General features: G+C 42.4%; 12 protein-coding genes. All 12 read right to left on the minus strand.

Annotated elements, in window-relative coordinates:
• A partial coding sequence (locus tag ACKI5G_RS04845; RefSeq protein ID WP_407398170.1) for an SDR family NAD(P)-dependent oxidoreductase occupies positions 1-380 on the minus strand: 380 nt, incomplete at its 3' end.
• 8 nt (positions 381-388) lie between these two features.
• Positions 389-1,261: a UTP--glucose-1-phosphate uridylyltransferase GalU gene (galU, locus tag ACKI5G_RS04850; protein ID WP_407398172.1), complete on the minus strand. Its 873-nt coding sequence runs from the start codon at positions 1,259-1,261 to the stop codon at positions 389-391.
• A 302-nt stretch (positions 1,262-1,563) separates the two neighbouring features.
• Positions 1,564-2,550 (minus strand): type I phosphomannose isomerase catalytic subunit, encoded by a 987-nt coding sequence (locus tag ACKI5G_RS04855; RefSeq protein ID WP_407398174.1) that lies wholly within the window; start codon positions 2,548-2,550, stop codon positions 1,564-1,566.
• 139 nt (positions 2,551-2,689) lie between these two features.
• Positions 2,690-3,064: a desulfoferrodoxin family protein gene (locus ACKI5G_RS04860; RefSeq protein WP_407398192.1), complete on the minus strand. Its 375-nt coding sequence runs from the start codon at positions 3,062-3,064 to the stop codon at positions 2,690-2,692.
• Between the two features lie 116 nt (positions 3,065-3,180).
• Complete coding sequence (locus ACKI5G_RS04865) at positions 3,181-4,497, minus strand: sugar phosphate nucleotidyltransferase (RefSeq protein ID WP_407398176.1); 1,317 nt, start codon at positions 4,495-4,497, stop codon at positions 3,181-3,183.
• A gap of 7 nt (positions 4,498-4,504) precedes the next feature.
• The gene (locus ACKI5G_RS04870) at positions 4,505-5,449 is read right to left on the minus strand and encodes a GDP-L-fucose synthase family protein (protein WP_407398178.1); all 945 of its coding nucleotides are present in this window, start codon (positions 5,447-5,449) and stop codon (positions 4,505-4,507) included.
• Positions 5,446-6,528, minus strand: a complete 1,083-nt coding sequence (gene gmd / locus ACKI5G_RS04875) for a GDP-mannose 4,6-dehydratase (RefSeq protein ID WP_407398180.1) — start codon at positions 6,526-6,528, stop codon at positions 5,446-5,448. The genes ACKI5G_RS04870 and gmd overlap by 4 nt, the downstream gene beginning before the upstream one ends.
• Positions 6,529-6,707: 179 nt before the next feature.
• The gene (locus ACKI5G_RS04880; RefSeq protein ID WP_407398182.1) at positions 6,708-7,538 is read right to left on the minus strand and encodes an AraC family transcriptional regulator; all 831 of its coding nucleotides are present in this window, start codon (positions 7,536-7,538) and stop codon (positions 6,708-6,710) included.
• Positions 7,535-7,735, minus strand: a complete 201-nt coding sequence (locus ACKI5G_RS04885; RefSeq protein ID WP_407398184.1) for a hypothetical protein — start codon at positions 7,733-7,735, stop codon at positions 7,535-7,537. The genes ACKI5G_RS04880 and ACKI5G_RS04885 overlap by 4 nt, the downstream gene beginning before the upstream one ends.
• A 28-nt stretch (positions 7,736-7,763) precedes the next feature.
• On the minus strand, positions 7,764-8,084 hold the full coding sequence (locus tag ACKI5G_RS04890; RefSeq protein WP_407398186.1) for a HicB family protein: 321 nt from the start codon (positions 8,082-8,084) through the stop codon (positions 7,764-7,766).
• A gap of 671 nt (positions 8,085-8,755) precedes the next feature.
• A complete protein-coding gene (locus tag ACKI5G_RS04895) occupies positions 8,756-9,736 on the minus strand; it encodes a hypothetical protein (RefSeq protein WP_407398188.1) in 981 nt (326 codons plus the stop codon).
• Between the two features lie 468 nt (positions 9,737-10,204).
• A complete protein-coding gene (rhuM, locus tag ACKI5G_RS04900) occupies positions 10,205-11,209 on the minus strand; it encodes a RhuM family protein (RefSeq protein WP_407398190.1) in 1,005 nt (334 codons plus the stop codon).
• Positions 11,210-11,513: the final 304 nt, after the last annotated feature.

Consider the following 11,513-nt stretch of genomic DNA (forward strand, 5'->3'; position numbering starts at 1 on the left):
ACGGTGGCAGAGGAGGAAAAGACGATTTCCTTGCAGCCGGTCTCTGCCATACATTCCAGTAATGTCAGAGTGGTATCTATATTGTTGCGATAGTAGCGGATAGGCTGCTGAACGGACTCCCCCACCGCCTTTAAACCGGCAAAATGAATGATACAGTCCGGCTGCTCCTTTTTCATTACCTTCATAATCTGAGCCCTGTCCTTTACATCGTTCTCATAGAGGGCTACAGTCTTGCCGCTAAGCTCCTGCACCCCTCTGACGGCTTCAGGGCTGCTGTTATCATAATTGTCAACGACCACTACCTCATGACCGCTTTCCAAAAGGGACAATGCCGTATGGGTGCCAATATACCCGGCTCCCCCTGCTAACAAAATTTTCATAGGCGACCTCATTTTTTTAATACATCATTCAAATATTCTCTAAAGTCTCCTCCAAGGTCCTCACGACGCAGGGCAAATTCCACTGTAGCCTTCAAAAAGCCCAGCTTGTCACCTACATCATACCGTTTTCCTTCAAAATTAAAGGCCCATACCGGCTCATTATTCGCCAGTACCTTCAGGGCATCCGTAAGCTGAATTTCCCCGCCCTTGCCTGGTGGAGTATTTTCCAGTATATCAAAGATTGATGAAGAAATGATGTAACGGCCCAGCACCGCCATGTTGCTTGGTGCTTCCTCGATGGATGGCTTTTCAATCATGTCCGTAACCTTCAAAAGGCCCGCCCCGGCAATTTGCTCACCGGCTACCACGCCATAGGAGCTCACCTTGTCATCAGGCACCAGCTGGCAGCCAAGAACACTGCCACCATAGGATTCGTGGACATCAATAAGCTGCTTCAATGCCGGTTTACCCTCGTTGTAAACCACATCGTCACCCAAAAGCACTGCAAAGGGCTCGCCGCCCATAAAGGAACGGGCGCAGAGTATAGCATCCCCCAATCCACGCATGTGCTTCTGACGGATATAATGGATATTTATATCAGCCGTCTCCCGCACCATGGCCAGAAGGTCATCCTTGTGCTTTTCCTCCAGCATAGCCTCCAGCACCGGGGCAGAATCAAAGTGGTCCTCGATTGCCCGCTTGGCATGACCACTGATAATGAGTATTTCCTCAATACCGCTTTCCAGAGCCTCTTCTACTATGTATTGAATGGTTGGTTTATCGACAATTGGCAGCATTTCCTTTGGCGTAGCCTTGGTGGCCGGCAAAAAACGGGTACCAAAGCCCGCTGCCGGAATAACTGCCTTTCTGATTTTCTGCATATTATCGTCTCCGTACGTTATTTTATGGTAACAATTAATTTTAGCATATTTTAAAGCAAAATAATAGAGCAGCATAGGCTACTGTGTTCAGCTCGGGTCGCAGCACTAAAACTGTTTTTGCTTTATTAAATAGCAGTAAAAATCAAAACTCGCTTCGCCCTAAAGGACTAGCTTCGCGTCGCTCAAACAATTGATTTTTACAGCTAATACAAGTATGCAAAAGCCATTTTCTTAACGTGCTTTGCCCGAATGCTTCACACAGCAACCCATGCTGCTATATATGCCCAACTGGCCCTGTCTTTTTATCCTCTTATATCCAAAAATTGCATTTTTCCATGGATTTTTACGGTTTCCGAATTTGCCGGGAAGAATATGCAGTCTCCCCTAAACACCTTAATAAATTCGGTTTCATTAATAAATAAAGTACCACACCCATTGGTACACAAAAGCACCCTAAAGGAAGTTTCATCTGCCCGATATTCCACCAGCTGACGTACCCGCTCGGTGTTTATGAGCATCCGATTTACCTCGAAATACTTACAACGGCACAGAAGCTCTGTAGCACAGCCCTGAGTATACTTCAAAGAATGTATTGGCTGTCGTGGCTTTGCAGCACCTTTCAGATCAGCCACTGCCAATGCCTTGTCTACATGGAGCTGACGCTTGTTGCCATACTTATCCACCCTGTCATAATCGTAAAGGCGATAAGTCAGATTGGAGCTTTCCTGAATCTCCGCTACCAAAGCCCCTGCTCCAATGGCATGAATGGTCCCAGCTTTAATATAAAACACATCATCAGGCTTTATAGGCACCTTTTGCAAATGCTTTTCCAAAGTACCATTTTCTATGCCACTACGTATAGTGTCCGCATCCATATCATAGTTAAGCCCATAGACAAGATGACTGTCTGACTTGGCATCCAGCACATACCACATCTCCGACTTTCCCATCTGTCCGTGTTCATTCCTTTGGGCATATTCGTCATCGGGATGAACCTGCACTGAAAGGTCTTTTTTTGCATCAATAAATTTAATTAATATAGGAAGCTCACCCTTAGTCTTAGGGTGAGTACCCAAAAATTCAGGGTGTTCTTTTAGTATCTCACTAAGGCTTTTGCCGTCAAAAATTCCACCACAGGCAAAAGAAGGTCCATCGGGATGGGTAGAGCACTCCCAGGTCTCCGCCAGAGGACTCATATCTATGTTTTTTGAAAAATCATCATTAAGGCGACTGCCCCCCCAGATATAATCCTTACCTGTAGGCTTCATCAAAAAAGGTTTTCTTTCCATCAACTCACCTCAAAAAGAGCTTCCTCACTCCACCTGAATAAGTTTTCATTTTATCTTCATTCCTATAGTATAAACAAAAGGACCGGCCAGTGCCAGTCCTTTAAAGTGTTAATTATTTTACTGGTTTAAATTTGTAACCTCAAGCCTTCCACAAGCCATGAAGATTGCAATACTCATAGGCTGCAACCAAGGTCTCGCCTTCACCAAGCAGGAAGGTAGCCTCCGGCTTATCCTGTGGGGTAAGCTGCTTCATCTGACAGCCCTTGTTGGTCTCAATGGCAATCCACTGGATATAATGGGCGTCCGTCATAGGATGCTCTGCACTGCCCACCTTGACCGTAACCTTGTTGCCATCCGTGCTGACTGCCGGAACGTGCTTCTCCTGGGCCGCATCGGTAGTGCCCGGAATAAGCTCGGTCATCCCCTGACCGCAGCAGGACAAAGGCCCCTTGATTTCACTAACCGCTGCAACGATATTACCGCACAAATCACACTTGAAAAATCTCATTTCGATTCACTCCCATCAATACACATGATATTAACAAAATCACTCAAAACGGATATCCAAGCTAAGTATATTATAGGATTATGAAAAATAAAAGGAAAATTTTATAAACCAATATAACTTTATCACTTCTCTAAGTTGTATTTCTGCTTATCTTCCACGCTAATCGCATCACCAAGCTGTACCTCGACCAGCTTCAATTCACTTTCGGCAATAATCGTGTGGCGACATCCGGCCGCCATCGATATGACATCACCGGTTTTTACCCGTTGCTCCATGCCGTCCACAATTGTTCTGCCACAACCCTCAATCACCACCCAAACCTCATCGCGATTTTTGTGACTGTGATAATTCATGGAATGACCGGCATGAAGGGTCACTTTTATGGTCATGGAGCCCTTTTCCACATCGATAACCTTATAGCTTCCCCAGGACTTTTCCGCAAAACGTATTTCCAGATTAAACTTTTCTACAAAAGGCTTAATATATGAGCTTTGTTCCTTATCAGAAACCAGTATTCCCTCAGGAGATGCCGAAATAACTACATCGTGAAGTCCCATAGCCAGAACAGGCACATCCATTTCATTTACAATATGCACCCCGGAGCAGGTCTCATTCAATACACCACGGCCAACTATAGGTTCTTCCATAGCCTCCGTTAAGGTATTCCAGGTTCCCAGATCCTTCCACTGACCGCGGAAACGCTGCACCTGAATTTTAGGCTCCTTCTCCACCACCGCATAATCAAAGGAAATCTTTGGCAATGTGGCATACTTTGAGAACAAGTCATAATAATCCTCAAAATCAAACTGTTTATGGGCTATATCCATAACATATTGCAGCTTATAGGCAAAAACGCCACCATTCCACAAGGCACCTTTAGAAATATATTCCGCTGCCACCTCTTTGTCAGGCTTTTCCTTAAAAGTGGACACCGTGGAAATTTCCTCTGAAGTTTCAGGAATAATATAGCCGTATTTTTCTGAGGGATATGTAGGCTCAATGCCCATGAGTACCAAATTGGCCTCATTTTTATCGGCCTGCTTTGCCAAATCATTCAAAGCCTTAAAGTAATCATCCTCTACATAAGGGTCAACAGGGCATACCACCACGGATTCCTCCGGATTCACCTTAAGCACATCCACAAGATACGCAGTGCTCAGAGCGATGGCCGGAAAGGTATCCCGACGGCAAGGCTCCACAGAAATACCAACGTTTTCCCCCAGCTGATTATTTATGGCAGAAACCTGGGTCTTGGATGTGGCAATGGTAACCTTAGCCTCAGGATCCACCTGCTTAATCTGACGATACACCCGCTGCACCATGGACTCATAAGTACCATCTGACTGCTTAAAAATTTTAATAAACTGTTTACTTCTAATATTATTGGAAAGTGGCCACAGGCGCTTGCCGGAGCCACCGGAAAGTAAAATTATATTCATATACTAATCACCGCTCTGCCCGCATTGGATTTTCCAAAAAGTCCTTATAGGCCAGACGGATACCATCCTCCAGCTCCGTCTTATAGGTCCAGCCTAATTTAGTAGCCTTTGATACATCCAAAAGCTTTCGTGGCGTGCCATTTGGCCGAGAGGTATCCCACAGAATTTCTCCATCATAGCCTACAACCTTGGCCACCAGTTCCGTCAATTCCTTTATGGTCAATTCCTTACCTGTTCCCGCATTGACGGTTTCATTGCCACTATAGTTATTCATCAAAAATACGCATAGATTGGCCAAATCATCCACGTAGAGGAATTCCCGCAATGGAGAGCCATCTCCCCAGCAGGTAACACTTTTAGCACCACTTTCCTTGGCCTCGTGAAAGCGGCGTATAAGGGCCGGCAGCACATGGCTGTGCTCCGGATGATAATTGTCATTTGGTCCGTAAAGATTGGTTGGCATTACGGAAATATAATCAGTTCCGTACTGACGATTTAAAAATTCACAATATTTCAGGCCGGAAATCTTAGCCAAGGCGTAGGCCTCGTTGGTCTTTTCCAGCTCAGAGGTAAGCAGACAGCTTTCAGGCATAGGCTGAGGAGCCATGCGGGGATATATACAGGAAGACCCCAGGAATTCCAGCTTCTTGCAGCCATTTTTCCAGGCAGAATTAATAACATTCATCTCCAAAATCATGTTATCGTACATGAAATCAGCCAACGCCTCGGAATTGGCCACGATGCCACCAACCTTGGCGGCTGCCAAAAAGACATACTCCGGCTTTTCCTCAGCGAAGAATTGCTCCACCTGGTCCTGACGGCATAAATCCAGCTCGCTGTGAGTTCTGGTAATTATATTTGTATACCCCTGACGTTCAAGCTCACGGACAATGGCCGAGCCCACCATACCACGATGACCGGCCACATAGATTTTTGCATTTTTCTCCATCATTTTATGACACCCTTTTCCAAGAACTCAGCTAAATTTACCCGCTCAGTAATACGCTCAGCCGCCACCTTTTCCATATCGTGCTTCACCATGATTTCTACCAGCTCCTCAAAGGTGGTCTTGGTCGGATTCCAGCCCAGCTCCCGCTTGGCCTTGGTCGGGTCACCCCAAAGATTTACTACATCAGTCGGCCGATAGAAATCAGGACTTACTTCAATAAGCACCTTGCCAGTTGCCTTGTCGATACCCTTTTCCTCCATACCCTCGCCAGTAAATTCCAGCTCAATACCGGCATGATGGAAGGCCAACTGACAAAATTCACGCACGGAGTGCTGTACACCTGTAGCAATAACAAAGTCCTCCGGCTTGTCGTGCTGGAGAATCAGCCACATGCACTCTACATAATCCTTGGCGTAACCCCAATCCCGCAGGCTGTCCAGGTTGCCAAGGTACAGCTTGTCCTGCTTGCCCTGGGCGATGCGGGCTGCCGCCAGGGTAATCTTTCTGGTAACAAAGGTCTCGCCACGGCGCTCGGATTCGTGATTAAACAGAATACCGGAGCAGCAGAACATATTGTACGCCTCACGATATTCCTTGGTAATCCAGAAACCGTACTGCTTGGCCACCGCATAAGGGGAATATGGATGGAACGGAGTATTTTCGTTCTGAGGTACCTCCTCCACCTTGCCATATAATTCTGAAGTAGACGCCTGATAAATGCGGCAGGTATCCTTTAAACCACACAGGCGAACCGCCTCCAAAATGCGCAATACACCAGTAGCATCCACATCGGCCGTAAACTCAGGTGCGTCAAAGGACACCTGTACATGGCTCTGGGCAGCCAAATTGTAAATCTCATCAGGACGCACAGTACTTATAACCGCCATCAGTCCCATGGAATCACCCATATCACCGTAATGAAGATGGAAATTCGGCTTTCCCTCCAGATGGGCAATCCGCTCACGATAATCTACGGAAGAACGGCGAATAATGCCATGAACATCATAGCCCTTCTCCAACAAAAGCTCTGCCAAATATGAACCATCCTGACCGGTAACGCCAGTAATTAATGCCTTTTTCATCTAAATACCTCCAAAATAAAAATCTCCCTGCCTATGCAGAGAGATTGTCCAGGTGCAATCACCCCACCGGCTTTTGCACTATTCTTTCATATTCTGTTTATTCCTGCCACCCATTTTCTTGGGGAAAACTTGCACAATCTTGTGTTTATTATATAGTTTAGTTTCAAGGCGGCAATCCATTATTTCCAGCGTTTTCGGTATTCCCTTGGGGAAATTCCCTCTACAGACTTAAACACCCTTGATAAATATTGCTCCGAGGAAAAGCCCACCTTACCAGCTATTTCTGCCAAGGTATTTCCCGTAAATCGAAGCAATTCCTTAGTTTTTCTGATGCGCACATTTGACAGGTATTTTATAGGGGAAATCCCCGTCACCCTGGAAAAGATATGACCTAAATAGGTCTTTTCCAAAAAGAATTCATTGGATAATTTTTCCAAAGTAATATCTTCCATATAATGGTTGTCCATATACAGCCGTATGGCCTCCACATTATCCTTTGGCTCCGGCTTTTCACCGCCCCAGCAGTCCCCCATTACCTTTTCCAAAAGAGAGGACAACATGGTGTTAATGCTCATATCCCGCACATAGGAGGCTCCCGCTGCAGTATCAAAGAGCTCATTGAACAGCTCTAAATACGAGTCAATATCCGGTGCACTAAACACCGGCCGCCCCGCCCGGGCAAGGAATTTGGCATAAATGGATAAGGCTGCCGGCCCATCAAAATGAGCCCAATGAATGGACCATAAATCATCCCCGGTGCTATGGGAATAAGGCTGTGAGCAATCAACAAAGGCCACGTCACCCTTTGTAAGACGATACTTCTTCCCAGCAGTGGCCACTTCCCCTGAGCCCGTCTCCACTACCAACAACAACAGACCGCCCAAATTCACCCGCTGTGATGTATGGGGCTTCAAAGCTGTCAGCGAGCCCACCTCGGCCAGGTGAAGCAGCGAGGCTCTGGCAAATGGTGATGGGGTATATTGAATTCTGGTTGTGGTAACTGTCTTCATATCTTACCAAGTACATCCCCATATCTGTCATTTACAGCATTTTCCATTTTCTGAAATTCCGGAATATATTTACTTATTATGATAAATTCATTTTCTAAGTCCTGTTCCGAAGCTTTTGTCAACACAGTGAACTTTTCAGCAAGCAATGCCAAATCTGACTCTATACGCTTTGGCAAATCATATTTTTCAGAATGCATAACTTACTCGTCTCCTTATGTAATTTAATTATAATAGATTTCTCATAGATAACTCAGCTTTTAATACATTTTGTAATACTTGAGAAAAAATAATCCACGCCGAAACTGCCTTATCATTCATCCATCGTGGAATACTTAATGTTTTTTTGACCGATTTATTAAAATACTTCTTTGCATATTCATCAACATCTACATTAACCATTGTAACAGTAATATCCTCTCCTGTATAATCATCATCCTCGTCTGCTTCTGCTTTTACGTTAACCTTATTCTGTGGGGTTGGTTCCGGAAACGGTTCACCACTTTGCTTTAACTCATATAAATAACCCGCCAGACAATCAATGGCCATTTCTGTGGCCTCTTGATACGTCCCCATTCTTTCGCTGTCGCTCCGCCAAGGTTAAGCACCTCATCAAATGTCCACTACCTATTAAGTTGGATGAATCTTCATGAATAATTATATTTATTTCTCACCAATCATATAAATAATTTAATATCTTTTGACGAATATATTTGTACCTTAATAAAATAATTATTTTCACATAAAATATTGTGGTACAATGTCAGTAAACAACATATTAGTAATCTTCTCGTATAATAAGTTTTGTAAGCAAGATATCCGCCTTGTCTACAAAGCTTATTATACAAGGAGTTAATACTATGTGCGAGATAATGGAAAAATTTCCTTTTCCTGAGCTTTTATCTGCTTACGTGCCTGTATTAGTTCCTCATTAAGTGTACGGGCTTCGGAAGGCATATGAGCACCATTTCCAATATCTACTTTGCCAAGTCTTACACGTCTAACCCATATGTAAATAGTATTCATTGATATGCCAAGTTCTCTGGCGACTGCGACTGATCCAATTTTTATGCCAGTTTTACGGTCTGAACCTTATATTCATGGTTGTAAGTACATTGATTTCTTTTCATGTAAAGCGGCCTCTCTTTCCTCTTGATTATACATGAAATCCTTGAGGAAAGGTTGTCAACTTTATTTATACAACATCAGAATAATCCGTTCTAAGCTTGCACTAATACACGACTGGCTAATTGGTCTAAATCATTAATATAAAGCTCTTCAATCGTACTTATTCCAGCTAATCTAGCTGCTGAGATAACCAACATTCGTTCGTAATCGGGCATCTTTAATCCCAATATTATTTTATGTGGTTTCATTTTTATATATGTCCGCTTTGACATCATCTCTGGACGAATCATACGCCACTCCTGATCATATTCGTGACACTTCTTTTTTATAAGTGAAATACGCTCAGCCTGCCAAATCGAAGCATCACGCAATACTTTTCCAAATTGAGATGGCAAGCTTTTTCCCGTCAGTAGACAAGCCAACGCGTACTGCGTTGCATCATAAGGAACCGCACTATAGTAAACGGGATATATGTACGGCCTTTCTGACATCAATTTACAATCTTTACACCTATCTTCTATACCACACAAAAATGTTTTTTCGTCTCTTACATCGTAAACCAAGGAAAATCCTTTGTAATTATTTGCATACTTTATCCACAGTGTCTCGTTCAATTCATCTTCACAAAAACATATAGAAAAAAGTAATTTTTGTATCGTCGTTCGTATATGATTTATATTATACACAAAACTTGATAAATCAAATTCATCATTTTTCAGATTATTTACAAATTGTTCAGCACTTATGCCAACAATTTGCGCTACATTTTTAAATAAAACATCACCATCGGGATTGTTTGTTTTTAATATATCTCTGGTAATTTTATACAACGCTTTTATACGCGCAAAATCAACATGAATAAATGTATCGAACGGGTCATCATAATAATCAGCAGAAGAAAAAAATAATTTGTTCTCTTGTAATTGTTGTAATGAACTCTCGTTTACGGAACGAAATCTACACAAATATTGTGGATGTTTTATTGTAGCAACGAGTTCATGAATATGCTCAGGTAAATCATCTTGAATCTTGCAGAGTGCTTTCCAAAATTCCTCTCTTTCAATACTATCCATAAGAAATCATTCCTCGTTTCCTCTAACATTGTGTCGTCTCAAACCTAAAAGAAATCAGATAGCTGGCCTTAAGTTCCCGATTAGCTTACGTCCCCAAAATGTGTTGCCAGATTCCAAGGCTGGCTCATATACCACCAATGTTATCCCTTTAGTCTTGATGCACTTCATGATACCTTGAATGGTTGTGTTTTCTCATCAACCTTGATGGTTGCTGCATATAGTTTCATCCATTTGTAAAAAATTTGCTCGACTAAGCCATATCCATCTGCGAGCTTCTTAAACGATCTGCCAAGTAGGTACAAATCGATAAGTTGTCATTTGAATTCTTCCAGTATCTATTGCCGTTGTGAGAAGGTGAAACACATTCTTTCTTAACCAAGATTTTAATGTGCTGCACTTTTAATGCCCACTAAATCATACTTACAGCACATCGTGATATATTATTTAATCCATTATGCTCAATATAATCTATTTCAACTTCGTTAAAGCGGCATCAAGCTCCGCCAAATCATCTTTGTCTGCCTGCTCAGCTTCATACTTTTTTCGTCTATTGTCAAAATCTGCGTATATTTCAAAGACCGTTTTTTTCATATCCTCGGCAGAATGTTTGCCTTTTCCAATAAGTAAAGGAACACCGTTAGAAGTTAGCAAACCATCTACGGTATTACGCCAATAAGAAAGGGTCAACGTATGGTTCTGCTTCGCTCTTAATTCAGCTGTTTCAAGAAAAATAGTCACCAGCCTATTAAGATAATCTATTTCATCAGCAGTAAGATAGTTTTTGGCAATAATAACATCGACTTTTCTTACTCGTGTCCCACTCCATGATGTCAAAGCCATATTTTCTTTCGTAGCATCAGCTCTGGCAAGTACAATATCTGCCGCAGCCATACCAGTAACACCATATAATAATTTATTCTGTACTTCCGCAAAAAACATATTAGTATCTTTATTGGTTTTATCATAGTCAACAGACAAAGCAAACAAATCACGTAGCTTTTGATAGAATCTTTTTTCACTAGCTCTGATGTCCCTTATTTGTTCTAGTAATTCATCGAAGTAATCTGGACGGCCATCAGGATTCTTTAATCTATCTTTATCTAACACAAAGCCTTTTTGCAGATATTCTTTTAATGTTGTATTTGCCCACTTACGGAACTGCGTACCTCTGGTAGAGCGTACCCGAAAACCAACTGCTAGTATTACCTCCAAACTATAAATCATTACAGGTTTGTCTGAATTTGCAATTTGCATTTTACGCAAATTGCTTTTTTCGTTAAGCTCACCTTCAGATAAAATCGAATTTATATGTCTAGATATGGTAGATACATTTTTGCAAAATAGATCCGCAATCGCTTTTTGCGTAGCCCATACTGTACCATCATCAGCGTATAGCTTTACATTGGTTTTACCATCATCTGTATTGTATATAATGATATTATCTGCCACTGCATCATCAAAAAAGAAAAACATACTCTCTTAATCCTTCCCTCGCTTTTTCGTGGGCTCCTTTATGATTACCATTTATAGGTAATCTGTTTTGTAGAAAACATGTTCCATTGATTACAATTATAACATATAATGACAATACATCACAACGTAAACATCAAAGTATCTCCCATGGAATGTGAACCTACTGTTACTGACACGCCTCCCTGTCGCCAGAATGCTATGCTTTACTGTCGCTACTTGGCTACGGAAAGTGTCACTACCTCCCAATATTTTTAGAAGGCAATTTTCATTGTCTTCGGTAAAGAGATAACACCAGATTATCTCC

It is taken from the genome of Anaerovibrio sp., assembly GCF_045637405.1.
Taxonomy (GTDB): Bacteria; Bacillota; Negativicutes; order Selenomonadales; family Selenomonadaceae; genus Anaerovibrio.

Excerpts from the sequence above, each read along its gene's own strand:
- galU (WP_407398172.1), bottom strand. The coding sequence starts at position 1,261 with ATGCAGAAAATCAGAAAGGCAGTTATTCCGGCAGCGGGCTTTGGTACC.
- ACKI5G_RS04855 (WP_407398174.1), bottom strand. The coding sequence starts at position 2,550 with ATGGAAAGAAAACCTTTTTTGATGAAGCCTACAGGTAAGGATTATATC.
- ACKI5G_RS04865 (WP_407398176.1), bottom strand. The coding sequence starts at position 4,497 with ATGAATATAATTTTACTTTCCGGTGGCTCCGGCAAGCGCCTGTGGCCA.
- ACKI5G_RS04870 (WP_407398178.1), bottom strand. The coding sequence starts at position 5,449 with ATGATGGAGAAAAATGCAAAAATCTATGTGGCCGGTCATCGTGGTATG.
- gmd (WP_407398180.1), bottom strand. The coding sequence starts at position 6,528 with ATGAAAAAGGCATTAATTACTGGCGTTACCGGTCAGGATGGTTCATAT.
- ACKI5G_RS04880 (WP_407398182.1), bottom strand. The coding sequence starts at position 7,538 with ATGAAGACAGTTACCACAACCAGAATTCAATATACCCCATCACCATTT.
- ACKI5G_RS04885 (WP_407398184.1), bottom strand. The coding sequence starts at position 7,735 with ATGCATTCTGAAAAATATGATTTGCCAAAGCGTATAGAGTCAGATTTG.
- ACKI5G_RS04890 (WP_407398186.1), bottom strand. The coding sequence starts at position 8,084 with ATGGCCATTGATTGTCTGGCGGGTTATTTATATGAGTTAAAGCAAAGT.
- ACKI5G_RS04895 (WP_407398188.1), bottom strand. The coding sequence starts at position 9,736 with ATGGATAGTATTGAAAGAGAGGAATTTTGGAAAGCACTCTGCAAGATT.
- rhuM (WP_407398190.1), bottom strand. The coding sequence starts at position 11,209 with ATGTTTTTCTTTTTTGATGATGCAGTGGCAGATAATATCATTATATAC.